Annotated in this window: 18 protein-coding genes (1 of these 18 running past the window's edge); 6 read left to right on the plus strand and 12 right to left on the minus strand. The window is 66.5% G+C overall.

Annotated elements, in window-relative coordinates; translation table 11 throughout:
* From CAG11_RS30320 to CAG11_RS30330, 3 genes are all read left to right on the plus strand, one after another.
* Positions 1-1,434, plus strand: partial view of a non-ribosomal peptide synthetase gene (locus tag CAG11_RS30320; RefSeq protein WP_085599980.1) — the 3' end only. It extends 13,239 nt beyond the left edge of the window; 1,434 of the gene's 14,673 nt are visible here — the last part of the coding sequence; the start codon falls outside the window, past its left edge; its stop codon occupies positions 1,432-1,434.
* 159 nt (positions 1,435-1,593) lie between these two features.
* Positions 1,594-2,745: a macrolide transporter subunit MacA gene (macA, locus tag CAG11_RS30325; protein WP_085599982.1), complete on the plus strand. Its 1,152-nt coding sequence runs from the start codon at positions 1,594-1,596 to the stop codon at positions 2,743-2,745.
* Positions 2,746-2,747: 2 nt separating this feature from the next.
* On the plus strand, positions 2,748-4,706 hold the full coding sequence (locus tag CAG11_RS30330; protein ID WP_085599983.1) for a MacB family efflux pump subunit: 1,959 nt from the start codon (positions 2,748-2,750) through the stop codon (positions 4,704-4,706).
* Positions 4,707-4,747: 41 nt separating this feature from the next.
* Here the strand turns inward: CAG11_RS30330 and CAG11_RS30335 are convergent, their stop codons facing one another.
* The 7 genes from CAG11_RS30335 to CAG11_RS30365 all read right to left on the minus strand — a co-directional run bounded on the left by CAG11_RS30335 (position 4,748) and on the right by CAG11_RS30365 (position 10,672).
* Complete coding sequence (locus CAG11_RS30335) at positions 4,748-5,527, minus strand: helix-turn-helix transcriptional regulator (RefSeq protein ID WP_085599985.1); 780 nt, start codon at positions 5,525-5,527, stop codon at positions 4,748-4,750.
* Between the two features lie 433 nt (positions 5,528-5,960).
* Positions 5,961-6,377, minus strand: coding sequence for a VOC family protein (locus CAG11_RS30340; protein ID WP_085599987.1), 417 nt, complete (start codon positions 6,375-6,377; stop codon positions 5,961-5,963).
* Positions 6,378-6,551: 174 nt separating this feature from the next.
* Positions 6,552-8,018 (minus strand): GDL motif peptide-associated radical SAM/SPASM maturase, encoded by a 1,467-nt coding sequence (locus tag CAG11_RS30345; RefSeq protein WP_085599989.1) that lies wholly within the window; start codon positions 8,016-8,018, stop codon positions 6,552-6,554.
* 135 nt (positions 8,019-8,153) lie between these two features.
* Positions 8,154-8,774 (minus strand): DUF1842 domain-containing protein, encoded by a 621-nt coding sequence (locus tag CAG11_RS30350; RefSeq protein ID WP_085599991.1) that lies wholly within the window; start codon positions 8,772-8,774, stop codon positions 8,154-8,156.
* Positions 8,775-8,825: 51 nt separating this feature from the next.
* Positions 8,826-9,452, minus strand: a complete 627-nt coding sequence (locus CAG11_RS30355; RefSeq protein WP_022643567.1) for a DUF1842 domain-containing protein — start codon at positions 9,450-9,452, stop codon at positions 8,826-8,828.
* 36 nt (positions 9,453-9,488) lie between these two features.
* Complete coding sequence (locus tag CAG11_RS30360) at positions 9,489-9,677, minus strand: DUF1843 domain-containing protein (RefSeq protein WP_022643568.1); 189 nt, start codon at positions 9,675-9,677, stop codon at positions 9,489-9,491.
* Positions 9,678-10,048: 371 nt separating this feature from the next.
* The gene (locus CAG11_RS30365; protein WP_085599993.1) at positions 10,049-10,672 is read right to left on the minus strand and encodes an HAD family phosphatase; all 624 of its coding nucleotides are present in this window, start codon (positions 10,670-10,672) and stop codon (positions 10,049-10,051) included.
* 161 nt (positions 10,673-10,833) lie between these two features.
* On the opposite strand from CAG11_RS30365, the gene CAG11_RS30370 reads away from it, so the two are divergent.
* Both CAG11_RS30370 and CAG11_RS30375 read left to right on the plus strand, forming a co-directional pair.
* On the plus strand, positions 10,834-11,040 hold the full coding sequence (locus CAG11_RS30370) for a DUF6021 family protein (RefSeq protein ID WP_022643570.1): 207 nt from the start codon (positions 10,834-10,836) through the stop codon (positions 11,038-11,040).
* A gap of 93 nt (positions 11,041-11,133) precedes the next feature.
* On the plus strand, positions 11,134-11,319 hold the full coding sequence (locus CAG11_RS30375) for a DUF2188 domain-containing protein (RefSeq protein ID WP_068584415.1): 186 nt from the start codon (positions 11,134-11,136) through the stop codon (positions 11,317-11,319).
* 73 nt (positions 11,320-11,392) lie between these two features.
* On the opposite strand, the gene CAG11_RS30380 is transcribed toward CAG11_RS30375, so the two are convergent.
* Positions 11,393-12,928 carry an MFS transporter gene (locus tag CAG11_RS30380; protein ID WP_177409197.1) on the minus strand — a complete coding sequence of 512 codons (1,536 nt, stop codon included), beginning with the start codon at positions 12,926-12,928 and terminating at the stop codon, positions 11,393-11,395.
* Positions 12,929-13,071: 143 nt separating this feature from the next.
* On the opposite strand from CAG11_RS30380, the gene CAG11_RS30385 reads away from it, so the two are divergent.
* Positions 13,072-13,965: a LysR family transcriptional regulator gene (locus tag CAG11_RS30385; RefSeq protein ID WP_085599995.1), complete on the plus strand. Its 894-nt coding sequence runs from the start codon at positions 13,072-13,074 to the stop codon at positions 13,963-13,965.
* A gap of 143 nt (positions 13,966-14,108) precedes the next feature.
* Here the strand turns inward: CAG11_RS30385 and CAG11_RS30390 are convergent, their stop codons facing one another.
* The 4 genes from CAG11_RS30390 to CAG11_RS30405 form a co-directional block, all read right to left on the minus strand.
* Entirely contained in the window at positions 14,109-14,723 is a 615-nt protein-coding gene (locus tag CAG11_RS30390; protein WP_085599997.1) for a hypothetical protein, read from the minus strand.
* Between the two features lie 41 nt (positions 14,724-14,764).
* A complete protein-coding gene (locus tag CAG11_RS30395; RefSeq protein ID WP_085599999.1) occupies positions 14,765-15,178 on the minus strand; it encodes a hypothetical protein in 414 nt (137 codons plus the stop codon).
* 110 nt (positions 15,179-15,288) lie between these two features.
* Positions 15,289-17,061 (minus strand): acyl-CoA dehydrogenase C-terminal domain-containing protein, encoded by a 1,773-nt coding sequence (locus CAG11_RS30400; RefSeq protein ID WP_085600001.1) that lies wholly within the window; start codon positions 17,059-17,061, stop codon positions 15,289-15,291.
* Positions 17,062-17,174: 113 nt separating this feature from the next.
* Positions 17,175-18,797: an acyl-CoA synthetase gene (locus CAG11_RS30405; RefSeq protein ID WP_085600003.1), complete on the minus strand. Its 1,623-nt coding sequence runs from the start codon at positions 18,795-18,797 to the stop codon at positions 17,175-17,177.
* Positions 18,798-18,905: the final 108 nt, after the last annotated feature.

Below are 18,905 nucleotides of genomic sequence, written 5' to 3' on the forward strand. Positions count from 1 at the left end.
GGGCTGGATCAGCAGGTGGAGTTCCTCGGCCTGATCGACAGCTACGTGCCGCGCCTGACCGACCAGGGCAAGGCGCGCTGGTCCGGCGCCGATGCCCACCAGCAGCACTTGCTGTTGCAGTGCCAGGCCTACTGGAGCGCCCAGGGCGAGGCCGGCAGCGTGGCGCTGGCGGCTTTGGAGCGATTGCGCGGACAGCTCGACGGCCTCGATTTCGCGGCCTTGCTGCACTGCCTGCGCGACCAGCGCCTGTTGTTCGACCAGCTGGAGGCGGCCAACCCCGAGCAGTTGTGGCAGTACCTGGATCGCGAGGTGGCCCATGGGCATGCGCTGGCCCATTACCGGTTGCATCCGATCGGTGTGCCGGTGCATCTGTTCTGCGCCGCCGAACGACCCACCGAACTGTCCCGGCGCAGCCCGACCCTGGGCTGGGGTGAAGTGCTGGCGGTGGAGCAGTTGCATTGCATCAGCGTTCCCGGCGACCACCTGAGCATGATGCAGCCGCCCCATGTCCAGGCCTTGGGGCAGGCCATGGGCCTGGCCCTGGAGCAGGCTCCGAGGCTGGCCGCCCGTGCCGGCCAGGCCCACCAGCCGTTGCTGCGGATCCAGGGTGGGCGTGCCGGGCAGGTGCCGATCTTCTGCGTGCCCGGGGCCGGCGACAGCATTACCGGCTTCATCGGCCTGGCCGAGGCCCTGGGGCCGGATTGGCCGATCTTCGGCCTGCAGGCCCGGGGCCTGGATGGCAACGATGCGCCCCATGGCCAGGTGGAAGTGGCGGCCAGGCATTACCTGCAAGCGATAAAGGAGCAGCACCCGAGCGGGCCGCTACACCTGATCGGCCACTCCTTCGGCGGCTGGGTGGCGTTCGAGATAGCCACGCTGTTGCAGGCCGCCGGCCGCGACGTGGCGTCCCTGACCCTGCTCGACAGCCAGGCCCCAGGCGGAACGGGCCTGGTGGGACGGCCCTATACCACCACGGCGGCGCTGCAACGCCTGATCGAATCCATGCAGTTGTCCGCCGGTCGCGACATGGGTATCGATGCCGAGGGGTTCGCCGCCGCGGATGACGCCGCACAGATGCGCCAGTTGCACGCGGGCATGGTGCGCATCGGCCTGCTGTCCCAGCGTGCCGACCCCCGGGCCATGCATGGCCCGGCGCGGACCTTCGCCACGGCCCTGCGCACCTGCTACCGGCCCGGGGATGGCTACCCTGGACGGGTGCGCCTGGTGCTGGCCGACGACCCGGTGCTGGACGCCGCCGGCAACCGTCGGGAACAGCAGGACATGATCCAGGGCTGGCGCGGCCTGGTGGGCGAGTTGGGCGTGTGGTACGCCCCGGGCAACCACTTCAGCCTGCTCAAGGCACCCAATGTGCGGCACCTGGCGGCCTGGTGGCAGGACGGCCTGGCGCTGCCCCGGGAGGAGGTCGTGTCATGACGCCAGGGACGACCAGGCTGGCGACGGGCGGGTGCCCGCCGGCGGCCGGATAGGACCTTTCATCCACCTGGGACACCGCTCATCACGGCAACACGGTGTCCCGCCAGGGGGCGCGCCGCTGGCCGGCGCCGCCAACCCTCAACGTACTCGTGGTCATCTATGGAAAAGTCGAAGTTTCGCAAAATCGGTATGGGGCTGTTGCTGGTGGTCGTGGCCGGATTGATTTTCTATACGGTGCGCGCGCCGGCACAGCCGCCGCAGTACCTGACCGCCATCGTCGAACGGGGCGACATCGAGAACGCGGTGCTGGCCTCGGGGCTGCTGGAAGGCATCAAGCAGGTGGATGTCGGCGCCCAGGTCTCCGGGCAATTGAAGTCCCTCAAGGTCAAGGTCGGGGACAAGGTGAAGAAGGGCCAGTGGCTGGCGGAGATCGACCCCCTGGTCCTGCGCAACACCCTGCGCCAGGCCGAGGTGGACGAGGAAAACCTGCAGGCCAAGCGCCGTGCCACCGCTGCCCAGCTCAAGGAAACCAAGGCCATCTACGAGCGCTATGGCGAGCTGCAGGCGGACGCCTCGATCTCCAAGCAGGACTTCGATACCTCCGAGTCCAACTACGAGGTGCAGCGCGCCACCCTGATGTCCCTGGACGCGCAGATCAAGAGCGCGCAGATCCAGATCGACACGGCCAAGGTCAACCTGGCCTACACCCGCATCGTCGCGCCCATCGACGGCGACGTGGTGGGGATCGTGACCCAGGAAGGCCAGACCGTGATCGCCAACCAGCTGGCGCCGGTGCTGCTCAAGCTCGCCGACCTGGACACCATGACCGTCAAGGCCCAGGTGTCCGAGGCCGACGTGATCCACATCAGCCCCGGCCAGCAGGTGTACTTCACCATCCTCGGCGAATCCGAGAAGCGCTACTACGCCAAGCTGCGGGGCACGGAACCGGCGCCGCAGAACTTTCTCGAAACCCAGCCGGCCGGTACCCCCAAGCAGAACACCGCGGTGTTCTACAACGCGCTGTTCGATGTGCCCAACCCCGACCACCGCCTGCGCATCTCCATGACCGCCCAGGTGCGCATCGTCCTGGACACCGCCAAGGATGTGCTGATGGTGCCGGTGGCGGCCTTAGGCCCGCGCAATGCCGACGGCAGCTTCGCGGTCCGGGTGCTGGATGCCAAGGGCCAGGCCCAGTTGCGCAACATCAGCACCGGGATCAACAACAACGTCAAGGTGCAGGTCAAGGACGGCCTGGCCGAGGGCGACAAGGTGGTGATCGGTGATCCGTTGTCCGGCACGGCGGGGGCCTGACCATGACCCAGCCACTGTTGCAGCTCAAGGGCATCAGCCGCAGCTTCAAGGCCGGCGAGCGTGAGTTCCTGGCGCTGAAGAACATCGACCTGTGCATCGAGGCCGGGGAGATGGTGGCCATCACCGGCGCCTCGGGCTCGGGCAAGTCGACCCTGATGAACATCCTCGGTTGCCTGGACTACGCCACGGCCGGCAGCTACCAGGTCAATGGCCGGGAAACCCGCGACCTGGACGACCAGGCCCTGGCGGAACTGCGCCGCGATTATTTCGGCTTCATCTTCCAGCGCTACCACCTGCTGCCCCACCTCAACGCCATGCACAACGTCGAGATCCCGGCGATCTACGCCGGCAGTCCCCAGGCCCGGCGCCATGGCCGGGCCCGCGAGCTGCTGGCGCGCCTGGGCCTGGCCGGGCACCTGGAGCACCGGCCCAACCAGCTGTCCGGGGGCCAGCAGCAGCGGGTGAGCATCGCCCGGGCGCTGATGAACGGCGGCGAGGTGATCCTCGCCGACGAACCTACCGGGGCCCTGGACACCAGCAGCGGCAAGGAGGTGATGCGCATTCTCCAGGAACTGCACGCCGCCGGGCACACGGTGATCATCGTCACCCATGATCCCAAGGTGGCGGCCAATGCCGAGCGCATCATCGAAGTGCGCGACGGCGAGATCGTCAGCGACCGGGCCAACCCAAGGCCGCCGCAGGAGCTGGAGGCGCCACCGCAGGTGAGCGCCCGCGCGGCTGCGGGCCGGCGCCTGGTGGCCAGCCTGGGGCTGTTCAAGGAGGCCTTCGTGATGGCCTGGGTGGCGCTGGTCTCGCACCGCATGCGCACCTTGCTGACCATGCTCGGGATCATCATCGGCATCACCTCGGTGGTGTCCATCGTGGCCATCGGCGAGGGCGCCAAGCGCTACGTGCTCAAGGACATCCAGGCGATCGGCAGCAACACCATCGACATCTTTCCCGGGGCCAGCTTCGGCGACAGCCGGGCGGCGGGGATCCAGACCCTGATGCCCGCCGACGTCACCGCCCTGAACCAGCTGTACTACGTCGACAGCGCCACGCCGATGGTCGGCCGCAGCCTGCTGTTGCGCTACGGCAACATCGACCTCAATGCCACGGTCAACGGCGTCAGCCACCTGTACTTCAAGGTCCGCGACATCAAGCTGGCCGCCGGCATCGCCTTCAGCGAGAACGACGCCCGGCGCCAGGCCCAGGTGGTGGTCATCGACCACAACACCCGCAATCGCCTGTTCGGCCCGGATGTCGATCCTTTGGGGCAGGTGATCCTGGTGGGCAACCTGCCGTGCACGGTGATCGGCGTCACCGCCGAGAACAAGAACCTGTTCACCGCGGCCAACCTGCTCAACGTCTGGGTGCCCTACGAGACTGCCGCCGGGCGGGTACTGGGCCAGCGCCACCTGGACAGCATCAGCGTGAAGATCAAGGACGGCCAGCCGAGCAAGGTGGTGGAGGAGCACGTCAAGAAGCTCATGGAGCAGCGCCACGGCACCAAGGATTTCTTCACCAACAACCTGGACAGCATCATGCAGACGGTGCAGCGCACCAGCCGCTCGCTGGCGCTGTTGCTATCGCTGATTGCGGTGATCTCCCTGCTGGTGGGCGGCATCGGGGTGATGAACATCATGCTGGTGTCGGTCACCGAGCGCACCCGCGAGATCGGCATCCGCATGGCAGTAGGGGCGCGGCAGTCGGACATCCGCCAGCAATTCCTGGTGGAGGCGGTGATGGTCTGCCTGATCGGTGGCGCCATCGGCATCGCCCTGTCCTTCGCCATCGGCTACCTGTTCACCTTGTTCATCAAGGAGTGGGAGATGGTGTTCTCCATGGGCTCGATCATTACTGCGTTCGCCTGCTCGACGCTGATCGGGGTGGTCTTCGGGTTCGTCCCGGCGCGCAACGCGGCGCGCCTGGATCCGATCGAAGCCCTGGCCCGGGATTGACGCCGGGCGGCGCGGCGCCGGACACCGGCGCCGCGGTGGCTTTACTCGGCGTTGGCGGCGACCGGCGCGGCGGCTTCCTGGGGCGAGTACATCCAGCGCAGCAGCGAGTGCCGGCCGCTGATGCCCAGCTTGATCGCCGCGCGCTTGAGGTAGCTCTCGACGGTGTTGACCTTGAGCTGGCACTGCTCGGCCAGCTGTGGCGCGGTGCGCCCGGCCAGCAGGCCGACGCAGACTTCCATCTCGCGGTTGGACAGGCTCAGGCCGGACTGTGCCAGGCGGTCGGCGAAACGCAGGCGCAGGGTCTCCAGGCCCTCCACGGCGGTGTTGTTCTGCTCGCCGTCCTGGCCGCGGGGCTGCAGGGCGCTGATGTGCTTTTCCACCATGGGCAGCAGCAGCGGCGAGAAGTCTTCGAGCAGCAGGCGTTCCTGGGGCGAGAAGCTGCGGGCCTGGTTGCTGCGGTACACCGAGAGCACGTACTGGTAGGCATCCTTGCGGACGGTCAGGTGCAGCTGCGCCGTGTCCTTGCCGGGGCCACGGCGCCGCAGGAGGGCGGGGCCGGACTCGGCGCTCTGCTCGGGAAAGGCCGCGCGCAGCAGTGGATCGTCGTTGGCCGGCTTGTCGTGCAGGGGATGGCGGTGGTGCACGGCACTGCGCCGATGACCTTCGCTGGCCTGTTCCGGATCTGCCCGCAGCTGGGTGATATGGGTGGCGTCCACCGCCAGCTGGGTGAGGATCAGGTCGTGCAGCATGCGTGGAAAGCGGCGGCTGCCGGTGCTGGCGATGACCTTGCCGATATGGGGGAACAGTGCTTGTGAGTTCATCATTTCATCCATGAATGTGAAGTGGGGAAGGGCTGCCTTATAGCAACGGGTTTGGTCGACTGCCTGTTTAACTCCTGTTTCATGCAGATCGACCAAAGGGCGCTTCGTATCCTAGTACAGGGATTCGGTGGCCGTTTGATGAAGTTGCGCAAAAGTCCGCGTCCTAGACCGCCGCGCTGCCCGCAAGGCGCCGGCTGGCGGGGGGATCGCGGCTTTTTGCCGGGGTAAAAAAATTTTCGATCGAGCCTTGCCGGCACAAGAATTGTGCCCGTCCTGGCGCTTGCCACGCTCGCGTGGGGGTTAGGCTGGCCGGCTTGATCACCCTCACTGGACCATTCGAGGAAAGTCCCGCTGGCACTACTGCGCCAGCGCCTGGAGTTGGTCGCGTCCGATCAGGGGCGCGAGGTCTTGAAGCCGTTGGCTGGGTCGTGGGCTAGTGGGTCTTTTTTTCGCAGTTGACCATCCACGACACCCCGAACCTGTCTTCCAGCATGCCGAAACGCTCGGCCCAGAAGGTTTCCTCCAGGGGCATGCGGACGCTGCCTTGCTCGAGCAGGGCATTGAATATCCGTTCGGCTTCGGCGGCGTTGTCGATGTTCAACGCGATGGAGCAACCCCGGATGCCGGCGTAGGGCAGGTCCGGGGTGCTGTCCGAGGCCATCAGCACCTGGTCGCCGATATTGAGTCGGGTATGCATGATGAGGGCATGGCAGTTGGCCGGCAGTTGGTCGCGGGCCGGGCTCTCACCGAAGGTCAGCATCATTTCCAGGGTGCCGTTCAGGCACTGGGCATAGAAGGTGAAGGCGGCCCGGCAATCGCCGTTGAATACCAGGTAGGGATTGATCTTCATCGCGTACTTTCCTTGTGCGGCCAGGGCGGACCCTGGAGAAACCGACAGCCTTGGCGGCATCGGTGGATATTGCATAGCAAAGCGCCGAACGCGCCGGCGCGAGGGATTTTTTTAGACGCTTTTCCTATGGTTCGCCCAGGGCTTATAGCCGGCCGCCCTGGGCGGCCGGTGGCGCTACAGGCGGGGCTGCTCCTGGGGCAGGCCGAGCAACTGGTGCAGGGTGTTGATCAGCGCCTGCTGGCGCAGGCGGTCTTCCTGGTGCCGAGCCTCGGCACTGGCGATATCGGCCTGGCAATGCGGGCAGGTGGTTTCATGGCCATGGATGTACTGCAGGCAGGCCCGGCACAGGGCCAGGCGCGCAGGGACACGTCCTTCCTCGGGGGACGCGTGGCCCTGGTTGACCCAGGCCAGCTTGATCACCTGGCCGCTGTCGCTGACGCTGGAGACCGTTTCGCCACTGTCGATGCGTTCGGTGATCAGGTCGAAGCGACCCACGGAGAACGAGGCTGGGCCTGCTTCCTCGAGCTTGACGATACGTTCGCGCAGGCCCTTTTTCGCCAGGTCCAGGGTCCGGTAGTGGCAGTAGGGGTTGTTGCCCGGCTTGCCCAGCAGCGAATGCGAGGTCCAGGTGCAACCACCCCGGCAGACATCGTTGTAGTAGCAGGTGCGGCAGTAGCCCCAGAGATCGTCCACCGAGCGCAGCCGGCCGAAGTGGATGCCTTCGCTGTAGTGCCAGATATCGTGCAGGTTCATGTTGCGCACGTTGCCGCCGGAGAAGCCCACGGTGGCCAGGGACGGGCAGCCCTTGACCGTGCCGTCGGCCTCCAGGGCCAGCATCGTCTGCCCGGCGGCGCAACCGCTCCAGTGCACGCGCTCGTCGCCGAAGCCGCGCCACAGGTGTTCGTAGGGGCCGTAGTAGCCGATGTTGTTGCCGACGTTCATCAGCAGCCCGCGCTCGCTGCCTTCGCGGTACAGCCGGGCCAGCAGCGGCATGACGTCCAGCAACTGGTAGGGCTGCAACAGCAGCTCGGGGTGATCCACGGCGTTGCCCATGGCCACGGTCAGCTGGATCTGCCAGTGGCTGGCGCCGGCCTCGATGATCAGCTCCATCAGGGCCGGCAGGTCGGGCAGGGTGGCGGCGCCGATCTGGGTGTTGACGCTGACCTTGAGCCCGGCCTGCTTGGCCCGGTGCAGGGTGTCCAGGGCCTTGGCGAAGGAGCCGGGAACGTTGCGCACCGCATCATGCAGCGGTGCCAGCCCATCCAGGGACACGCCGACGCCATCGAGCCCGGCGTCTATCGCCGCCTGCATCTTGGCCGGGGTCAGGTTGCGCCCACCGGTCTGGATCGCCACGTACATGCCATGGTCGTGAATGGCCTGGATCAGTCGGGTCCAGTCCTTGCGCAAATAGGCTTCGCCACCGATCAGGGTGACTTCCCGGGTGCCCAGGGCGGCCAGGGCGTCGATCACTTCCAGGCACTCGCCGGTGCTCAGCTCGCCGGGGCGCCGGTGGCCGGCCCGGGAACCGCAGTGCAGGCACTTGAGGTCACAGGCGAGGGTGATTTCCCAGACCACGTGCACAGGCACGTAGCGCTTGATATCGCTTTCGCTGAGGTAGCGGGCGGGGAGATGGTCTGACATGAAAGATCCTTGCGCACCCAGCGGTGCGCGGCACCAACCCATGGAAATAGGCGCGCCTTCCTTGAGCGACAGTGGCGCGGTCGGTTGTCCTGCGGTCCGGGGCCGGCCGTGGTGGGCCGGTCCCGGAGGCCGGGTTCAGCGTTGTTCCAGGCGGGTGATTTCCACCTGCAGCTGCTGCACGGCCTTGTTCAGCCGCTCACCGTTGGCCACCTGCTGCTCGGCCTGGGCCACCAGGGCCTTGAGCCGGGCCAGGTCGCCGCTGGCCTGCGCCTGCTGCAACGCCACGGCGTACAGCGGGTGCGGGTGCAGGTGCGCTTGCTCGGCCGCATTGCCGGCCCGGCCCTGGGGCTCGGCCTGCGCCGCCTGTTCCACCGGGGCCGGGCTGACGGCGGCGTGTTGCACCTCGTGCCAGTGGCCCTGGTAGTTGAAGCGATAGCTGGCGAAACCACTGGCCCAGTCCAGGCCGAGGAGGCCCTGCAAGTGGAAGGTTTCGGCGCTCTGGCTACCGGGGCCGCTGGGGTTGCCCGCGAGGTTGAGCACCAGGTGCCCCTCGCTGGATTGGTCGAGCTTGATCTGCGAGTAGTTGCCCCAGACGTCGGCGCTCAAGCGCACTGGCGGCGAAGTGCTCTGGGTCACCTGGGCCAGGCCGGAGACGGTTTTCTGCACGGTGTTGACCAGCAGGTCGAGGGTCAGGATCGGTGCGCCGACCACGGGGTTGGTGATGATCAGGCGGGTATGGAACAGTCCAGTTGTCATGCTGCTACTCCTTGGCGTGATGGATGCGTCGAAGTGTGCCGGGCCCGGGGCTCAGCGCCGCTCCTGCCTGGCGATCTCGGACTTGGCGGCATCCAGCGCGGTGCGGATCAGCGGCAGCTGCTCCAGTTGCTGGGTCGCCACCCGGTGCAGGCTCTTCATCTGCGCCAGGTCGCCGCTGGCGATGGCGCCGTGGATCGGGGCCGCGTACAGCGCCGCCAGGGGTGGCAGCGGATGATGGGCATGGCCGTGGGGCTGGGGCCGGGACAGGCTGCTGGACTGGATGTTGTTCTCCAGGTAGGCCGGTGCGTTGTTCACCGTCGACCAGGTATGGCCGTTGTAGAACTGGTAGTTGGCGACGCCTTGCTTCCAGTCGTCGTCGACCACCAGTTGCAGCTTGAAGGTGATGATCGAGTTCGCGCCCGGGCCACCCTGGTTGCCGGCGACGCTGAGGAGGATCTTGGTGCCGGACGTCACGGTCAGGTAGGTGTACTGGCCCCAGTCGTCGGTCTGCAGGTCCAGCGGCGGGCTGGCCGCCTGGGTGATCGACGAGTTGCCACGCAGGCTGCGCTCGGGGGTGTAGACCAGCAGGTTGAGTTGCAGGTTCGGCGCTCCGGGTTGCGAGGTGCCGATGCGATAGCTCAGGGGGAACAGGCTTTCTTGTGCGTTGGAGCCGGACATTTGCTTTGCCTCCATACAGTGACAGGGGAACAGCGGTCAGTGCCGTTCCAGGCGGGCGACTTCCTTGGCCAGTTGTTCATAGGCGGCGCGCAGTTCCGCAGGCTCGGCCTGGTTGCTGTCGCGCTTGGCCAGCAAGGCTTTCATCTGCGGCAGCTGGCCTTCGGAGATCGCCGATTGGATCGCTACTCCATAGGGGGGAATCACATGGTGCGGTGCATTGCTCATGGCGTGTGCCTTCCGTGGTGATTGGGGGGAAATGCTGCGGTACTCGGCAGCTTTTGCAGTTAAGCAGCGCCGTTGGAAAAGGCCGGCTAATGGCACACTGATTCCAGGGGTTTCCGACCGGTGGATTCACGCCGGATGAGCGGCTGTTTGCGGGGGTTCGGCTGCTGATTCCAAAGGGCGATAGGGCTGATTGCCCGGGGCGATAGCGCGGCTGTCTTGCCGCCCGTGCCGAACCCTTCGCAGCCTTTGTAGCCGCTGTCGCGCCTGCGAGGCCGCGTACGGTCGCGCAGCGCCCCAGAGGCGTGCGGCGCGGTGTGTCAGGCGCCACCTTGTGTCAGGCCGCAACGGCTGGATCGAGGGGTGGCGGGTGGTCAGAGGCTGACGCCCAGCGCCTGCAGTTGTGTGCGGGTCTGCTGCGCGTTGAGGTGGTGGATGGCATTCCAGCCCAGTGCCCGGGCCGCGACGATGTTCGGTTCGTGGTCGTCGATGAATGCCAGTTCCCCGGGGGCGATGTCCGGCAGGTGGGCGCGGATGCGTTGCACCGTGGTGTGGTAGATCGGCGGCTCGGGCTTGAGCTGCCGCTCCTGGCCGGAGACCACGATGTCACGGAAGCGCCGCAGGAAGGGGTAGTTGTCCCAGGCATGGGGGAAGGTCTCGCGGGACCAGTTGGTCAAGCCGAACAGCGGTATCCGCGCCCGGTGCAGTTCCTCCAGCAGGGCCACGCCGTCGTCCAATTGCCCGCGCAGCATTTCCACCCAGCGCCCGTAATAGGCTTCGATCAACGGTGCCTGTTCGGGGTGCTCGGCCACCAGGCTGCGGGTCGCTTCGGCCAGGCTGCGACCGGCGTCTTGCCGGGTGTTCCAGGCCTGGGTGCAGATGGTGTCGAGGAACCACTGGCGACGCTGGTCGTCGGGGATCAGTTGCCGGTACAGATGATGGGGACTCCAGTCGAACAGCACTCCACCGAAGTCGAAAACCACAGCACGAATCGTCATGAACATTTCCTGAAGCGGTTGAGGGCCAGGGCGTCATCCTGCGGTGCCGGGTGGTGCATTGCAATGCAACCGCGCCATTGGTCCGGTCGACGGCACCCTCGCGGCGCAAGACGATCTATGTCTTTAACCGTCGTCCAGTCGCCCCGAGCAGGAGGAGCCCCATGAGCACCAAGCCACCCACCGGGCCCAGTTCGTCCGAGCACGCCAGCGGCCGCCATGAGCCGGGTTTCGACCCTGACTCGCCGGATCTCGAGGACCCTCAGGTCGATCCGGTGGGCCCGGCCAGGGCGCCGCTGGACCGGCCACGCCCCGAGCACGAGCGCAAGCGCTCCCGGGCCTACGACCCCCTGGCCAACCTGAAGAAGTGAGCCGTCGCGCCGACATGCGGCAGTCGCCGGTTCCACGTGCGGGTGTAAGGTGGACCGGCCAGCCCCAGGCTTGCTGACGAGAGGGAGGTGTGTATGAGTACGCCACTGCTGAACAAGATGCAGATCAATGGCTATCAGGTACTGAGCGTCAATAACGGACCCTGGAAGGTCTGCACCCCGGGCGACCGGCTTGCCACCTTCGGCACCCGGGAAGAGGCCCTGGCCTTCGCCGCTGCCTTGCCGGTGCGCAAGGACCGGCCCAGGCCCACCGCACGATAGCTGACTGGCAACGAGAAGCCCTGGTTCGTCCGGGGCTTTTCGTTGCGCGCTAGCTGCGTTGGCCGGTGCTGCGTCAGTCACCCTCGGCCAGGTCGGCTACGGGCCAGAGGCTGCGCGGCCGATACTTGCCAAAGACCCGCAGCGCCAGTAACGCCAGGACCAGGGTAGCGCTGGCCCCGTAGCCCAGGACCCAGCCGATTCCCTGCATCAATGCGCTACGCGCCGTGTCGATGGAAACCCCCAGTGCTTCACCGGCCCGCAGGTTGCCTGCGCAGATAGCGTCCAGCAGGGCACGGTCCGCCTGGACCCCGAGAGGGGCCAGGCTTTGCTCCAGCGACCAGGAGACTCCCAGCCCCAGGATCAATCCCATCACGGCGATGTTGATGGACAGCGAAATCATCCGCGCACTGAACTCCATGCCAGAGGCCATGCCTGCGCGCTCCGCTGGGAGGGCCCCGGTGGCGGTGTTGGTGACGCAGGTGGTGGTCAGGCCGACTCCTGCGCCTGCCAGCAGGCAGCCAGGCAGCAGGCTGGCCCAACCGGCGTAGGACGTGGTGGCGACAAGGCCCAGGAGTCCAAATCCCAGGGCTATGGCAAACATCCCAAGGGGGATCACCCAGCCAGGGCCGTGCTTGGCCAGCATCTTCTCCGCCAAGGGCGGCACGAGGCAGATCGGCAGGGTGTAGGTAAGTACGATCAGCCCGGACTGCACGCCGTCATAATCCAGTGCCGACTGTAGGTAGAGGGGAAAGTAGATGATGAAGGGCCAGAAGCTGAAGTTCATGGCGCAGGCCCCCAGCAGCGCTCCGGAGAAGTTGCGGATACCAAAGGCCTTGAAATCGAAGATGGGTCGTTCGGCCCGGCGCTCGATCACGACGAACAGCAGCAGGCAGGCGAGGCTGGCCGCCAGCACGCCCGTTGCCCCGGCACTCCCGAGGCCGAGCTCCTGGCCCTGGGTGATCAGGTAGACGCAACCGAACACCGCCAGTGGCAAGGTGATCATGCCGCCGATGTCGATACCGGTGGTGTGCGGGTCGGCCGACTCTTGCACCCCGCGTTGGGTCAGGACAAGGGTGAGCACCGCCAGGACCCCATGGATCAGGAACACCCATGGCCAGCTCGAAACCGCCAGGATCGCCCCGCCAACCACCGGGCCGGTGCCCAGGCCCAAGCCGAAGACCACGCCCCAGCAGGAGAACGCCACGCCCCGTTCGGGGCCTTCGCGAAACTGTTGGGAGAGGATCGCCACCTGGCAGGCCAGCATCCCTGCGGCACTGACACCCTGGCCGAAGCGCGCGGCAATCAGCAGCGGGGCATTGCTGGCCAGGCCGCAGACCAGTGACGCCACGCCGAAAGCCGCGACGTTGAGCATGAACAGGCGCTTGCGGCCATAGCGGTCGGCCAAGGCGCCCATGGCGATGAGCATGGCGCACATCGCGATGGTGTAGGCGTTCATGATCCATTGCAGTTGCCGGAAGTCGGCGGCCAATGTGTGTTCAAGCGTGGGCAGGATGGCGGGGATGCTGGTGATTTCCAAACCGAGCATCGTGGCGGACAGGCAGACCGCCAGCAGGGCGATCCGATTTCTGGATGATGCGATGGCGCTCATTGTGCATGTCACTCCTGGATCGAATCAGCGCGGGTTGAAAGAACCCCGGGACGCCCGGGCAGCGCTGATCAAGCGGTAGCGATGCTAAACACAACGAAATAGAATCACCCGCCATATCTATGACAACAATTTGGGATGGTTCCATGGTCGCCAATTTCACCCTGGATGTGGACTCGGTCCGGGCTTTCGTGGTCATCGCCGATTCGCAGAGTTTCACCCGTGCCGCGCAATTCCTGGGCACTACCCAGGGGGCGCTCAGCGTCAAGCTCAAGCGCCTGGAAGACAAGCTCGGGCATCGTCTGATCGAGCGCACTCCGCGCCATGTGCGGCTGTCCACCAAGGGCGAGCTGTTCATCGAGTCGGCTCGGGACTTTCTTGCGGCCCACGAGCGGGCGCTGGCCAACCTCGCGACCCAGCGCAAGCACCTGAAGCTCGGCATGGCCTGCCATGTCATGGGGCCGGAGATCACCACGTTGCTGGCTCGGTTGAAATCCATGGACCCGGGCTTGTCCATCGAGGTACGGCTCGACAGCGTCGGGCCACTGCTCGATGACTACGATGCTGGGGTGCTGGATGCGGTGATCATTCGTGACTGTGAGGATCGCCGTGACGGCAACGTGTTGTGCGTCGAAACCTTCGGCTGGTTCGCCGCCGCAGACTTTGAATTCAACCGGGACGAACCCTTGCGCGTCGCCAGCCTGAGCCCGCAATGCGGCGTGCGGGATCTTGCTGCAATGTCGCTCGATCGTGCCACCATCCCTTGGATCGAGGTGTTCGTCGGTGGCGGGGTGTCCGCCGTCATCGCGGCAATTTCTGCCGGGCTGGCGGTGGGCGTCTTGCCTTGCCGCCTGGCTCCGGCGGAACTGGTGGAGGTCTCTCAGCGTTTCGACCTGCCCGGCCTGCCATCGTCCAAGCTGGTGATGCATTCCAAGCTGTCGGACACCCGCACCCGTGAGTCCCTTCGTGTCATCGCCAGCGCCTTTCGCGAACCGCGCAGCCAGGCTCGCTCAGGCCCCGGAGTGCTCGACGAGCTGTAGCAGCAGGTGCCCGATGCAGGCTTCGAATAGGGCGGGACTGCCCGATCTCCGGCCTGGGGCCAAACTGAATATTCAATCGAACCGGGCGACGGCGCCGGGACGCTGCGCCGCACACCGGTTTCGGCGGGGACTTCTGACAGGCGTCAGTCGATGATCACCCGCTCTTCCGGGCCACCGCCCAGGCATACGCTCAACTGCTCGCCCGCCTTGTTGAATGCGCAATAGGGCAGGGCCCGCTGGCGCATGGCGTTCAAGGGAGGAAGGATGAACAGCGCCGCGAGGATCAGTGCCCAGATGGTGCGCAGGAACAGCTCATCGGCGCTGGTGGCCGCAGGGCGTGGTGCCAGGCGTCGCCGGCGCAGCAGTTGCACGCCGCTGTAGATGAAGGCGCAGCCAATGGCCATGGCGTAGTCCAGCTCCCGGGCCATGGGGCTGAACATCAGGTTGCCGTCGGCATCGTCCGGGTAATTGATCCGCCACCAGGCGCCCAGCAGCAAAGGCGCCACACCGGCACCGATCCAGGCCAGGCGAGCTCCGGGCACCCGGGTCAGCAAGGCCAGGCCCAGGCCCAGGGCACACGCCAGCCAGATGCTGAGGTACAGGATGAAGCCCATTGAACCGCCGAACAGGGTGCCGCCGACATCCCGCGGGACAATCAATTGCACGTCACAAAACACCATCAGCGCCAGCGGCGCCGCGACGGCGACCCAGCACAGGGGATGGTAGAGCCAGGACCAGAGGGTGAACAGGCGGGGCATGGGTCAACTCGATGAAGGTGAAGGGTGGTTGCGGTGCAGGTTCAGGCGAGTGCCAGTGCACTGCCGACGGCAAACAGCAGCAAGGCCAGGCTGATGCCCAGCAGCGGGATGCGAAACCAGTAGCGGACGGCCAGGGCCCACAGCCCGGCGAGGAAGGCCAGGCCCAGGTACAAAAGCCCCGGGGCCTGTTGCAGCAGCTCGGGATGCAGCCAGGCCAGGTAGCCATAGACCAGGCCGAAGAGCATGGCGCCCAGGCTATGGCTGGCGTTGAAACCGATCCAGGCGCGCCACAGGCTGGTCTGGGTGCTGATCACCGGGGCGACCGCGCGCATGCGTTCGGCCAGGGCCGGGTCGCGGGGCTGGAACTTGTCGGTGGCGAAGGTGTAGATCAGGTGCAGGGTACCGAGCAGCAGCACGATGGCTGCGCCGGCGATGAGCAGGGCAGATGCCGACACGATTCATCCTTGGGTGGTGGGCAGGGGCGCCGAGTATGCCGGGGCGCCCGGGGTTTTGCACCTGCTGGTGCAAGGGGCCGGGCCGGGCGCCGCAGGCCCGGCCCGATGCTTCAGAACTGCTCGTCGGCGAGGCTGAACAGCGGCGAGCTGCCGGCACGGATGCTCTGCTCCAGGCCAAGGATGCGCGGCAGCAGGCGGCTGAAATAGAAGTCCGCGGTGCCAAGCTTGGCGCTGTAGAAGCGTTCGTCCTCGGCGCGCTTGTGCCCGGCCACCTGGGCCATGCGCGCCCACAGGTAGGCGTAGGCCACATGACCGAACAATTGCAGGTACTCGACGCAGGCGCTGCCCACGGCGTTGGGGTTCTGCACGGCCTGCTGGCACAACCAGTCGCTGAGTTCTTCCAGGCGCTGCACGGCATTGAGCAACTGCGCCGAATAGGCCGCGCCGGGCAGGTAGGCGTAGTCGCGGATCTCGCCGGTGAACAGGCGCAGGGCCACGCCGCCGTTGGCCACCACCTTGCGCCCCAGGAGGTCCAGGGCCTGGATGCCGTTGGTGCCTTCGTAGATCTGCGCGATGCGCACGTCGCGCACCAGTTGCTCCTGGCCCCATTCACGGATGTAGCCGTGGCCGCCGAACACCTGCTGGCCCAGCACGCAACTGTCCAGGCCGTTGTCGGTGAAGAACGCCTTGGCCACCGGGGTCAGCAACGCCACCAGGGCTTGGGCGTTGTGCCGCTCATGGGGCTGGTCGGCGAACTTGGCCAGGTCCAGCTGCTGGCCGACGTAGCTGGCGAAGGCCCGGCCGCCCTCGGTCATGGCCTTCATCGTCAGCAGCATGCGCCGCACGTCCGGGTGGTTGATGATCGGGTCGGCGACCTTGTCCTTGGCCACCGGCCCCGACGGGGCCCGGCTCTGCAGGCGCTCGCGAGCGTAGGTCCGGGCGTTCTGGTAGGAGTTCTCGGCGCAGCCGATGCCCTGGATGCCGATGGACAGGCGCTCGTAGTTCATCATGGTGAACATCGCCGCCAGGCCCTTGTTGGCCTCGCCCACCAGGTAGCCGCTGGCGCCGTCGAAGTTCAGCACGCAGGTGGCCGAGCCCTTGATCCCCATCTTGTGCTCGATGGAACCGCAGCTCACGGCGTTGGCCTGGCCCAGGTTGCCGTTGGCGTCGACGTGGATCTTGGGCACCAGGAACAGCGAGATGCCCTTGGGCCCGGCCGGGGCATCCGGCAGCTTGGCCAATACCAGGTGGATGATGTTCTCGGTCAGGTCCTGCTCGCCGCCGGTGATGAACATCTTGCTGCCGCTGATGCGATAGCTGCCGTCGGCCTGGGGTTCGGCGCGGGTGCGGATGATCCCCAGGTCAGTGCCGGCGTGGGCCTCGGTCAGGCACATGGAGCCGGCCCAGCGGCCTTCGTACATCGCCGGCAGGTAGCGCGCCTTGAGTTCCTCGCTGGCGTGGGCGTCGATGGCCAGGCAGGCGCCGGAGCTCAGGGTCGAGTACAGGGCGAAGCTGGAGTTGGCGCCGTAGAGCATCTCCTCGAACTGCACCGCGAGCATCTTCGGCATGCCCATGCCGCCATAGGCCGGGTTGCCGCCCAGGCCGACCCAGCCGCCCTGGATATAGGTCGCATAGGCCTCCTTGAAGCCTGCGGGGGTGCGCACCTGGCCGGCCTCCCAGGTGGCGCCTTCTTCGTCGCCGCTGCGGTTGAGCGGGGCCACCAGGGTGGCGGTGACCTTGGCGGCTTCCTCGAGGATCGCATCGGCGGTGTCGCCGTCCACGATGTCCGCCAGGGCCGGCAGCCGGGCCCAGAGCTTGGGGGCGTTGAACACTTCATGCAGGACGAAGCGCATGTCGCGCAGGGGAGCGTTGAATTCGGGCATTGCAGGAAACCTCGTGCAAGGGTGGAGGTTGCACGGCCGTGGCCGCGTGATTCAAAAGGGGCGGGCCCCGCGAACATGCCGGGGCCAGCATGCGCGGGGATCTTGGGTTCAGGCTAGAGGTTTTTCGCCATGTCGCGCAGGACGAACTTCTGGATCTTGCCGGTGGAAGTCTTGGGCAACTGGCTGAAGACCACGGTGCGCGGCACCTTGAACCCCGCCAGGTGCTCGCGGCAGAAGGCGATGATCTGGGCTTCGCGCACGTCCTGGTGGTCGGCCTTGAGGGTGATGAAGGCGCAGGGCGTCTCGCCCCATTTTTCGTCGGGCCGGGCCACCACCGCCGCTTCCAGCACCGCCGGATGGCGATAGAGCACGCCTTCGAGTTCGATGGTCGAGATGTTCTCGCCTCCGGAAATGATGATGTCCTTGAGCCGGTCGCGGATCTCCACGTAGCCGTCCGGATGGGTCACGCCCAGGTCGCCGGTGTGGAACCAGCCGCCTTCGAAGGCTTCGGCGGTGGCGGTGGGGTTCTTCAGGTAGCCCTTCATCACCGTGTTGCCGCGCATGAAGATCTCGCCGATGGTCTGGCCGTCCCGGGGCGTGGGTTCCAGGGTCTTCGGGTCGGCCACCATCACCCCTTCCAGGGTCGGGTAGCGCACGCCCTGGCGCGCCTTGATCTGCGCCCGCTCTTCCAGGGGCAACGGGTCCCAGGCGGCGTGCCAGGCACACAGGGTCACCGGGCCGTAGACCTCGGTCAGGCCGTAGACGTGGGTGACCTGGATGCCCATTTCTTCCACGGCGCCGATCACCTTGGCCGGTGGCGCGGCCCCGGCCACCATGGCCTTGACCGGGTGGTCGATGGCCGCCTTGGCCGACTCCGGCATGTTCACCAGGGCATTGAGCACGATGGGCGCGCCACACAGGTGGCTGACCTGGTGTTCGCGGATCAGGTTGAGGATCTTCTGCGGGTCGACCCGGCGCAGGAATACGTGGACCCCGGCCAGGGCGGTGACGGTCCAGGGGTAGCACCAGCCGTTGCAGTGGAACATCGGCAGGGTCCACAGGTACACCGGGTGGTTGCCCATGGCCCAGGTCATCTGGTTGCCCAGGGCGTTGAGGTAGGCGCCGCGGTGGTGATAGACCACGCCCTTGGGATTGCCGGTGGTGCCGGAGGTGTAGTTCAGGGCGATGGCCTGCCACTCGTCATCCGGCCACTGCCAGGCGAACTCCGGGTCGCCCTCGGCGAGGAACGCCTCGTAGTCCAGGTCGCTGACCGGCTGGCCCTCGCCGTACTCCGGGTCGTCGAGGTCGATCACCAGCGGCGGGTGGTCGAGCATGGCCACGGCGGCCTGGATCACTGCATGGAACTCGCGGTCGGCGATCAGCACCCTGGCCTCGCCGTGGGCCAGCATGAAGGCGATGGCCTCGGCGTCCAGGCGCACGTTGAGGGCGTTGAGCACGGCGCCGATCATCGGCACGCCGAAATGCGCCTCGAGCATCGCCGGGATGTTGGGCAGCATCACCGCCACCGTGTCGTTCTTGCCGATTCCGCGCCCGGCCAGGGCCGAGGCCAGGCGCCGGCAGCGGCTGTAGGTCTGGGCCCAGGTGCGACGGATCGAACCATGGACCACCGCCGGGTAGTCCGGATAGACCGCGGCGGTACGCTCGATGAAGCTCAGGGGCGAAAGGGCGATGTGGTTGACGGCAGACGGCGCAAGGCCTTGCTCGTAGATGGACATGGTTCGGGCACCCGGTGGCTGATTGTTAGCTCTATTGACCGAGGCGCTCGTTGGCGCCTCGGTGACTTATCCGGAGGCTTTTATATACTGTTTGCGGATTGATATGGA

This window comes from Pseudomonas sp. B6(2017) (genome assembly GCF_002112765.1).
Classification (GTDB): domain Bacteria; phylum Pseudomonadota; class Gammaproteobacteria; order Pseudomonadales; family Pseudomonadaceae; genus Aquipseudomonas; species Aquipseudomonas piscis.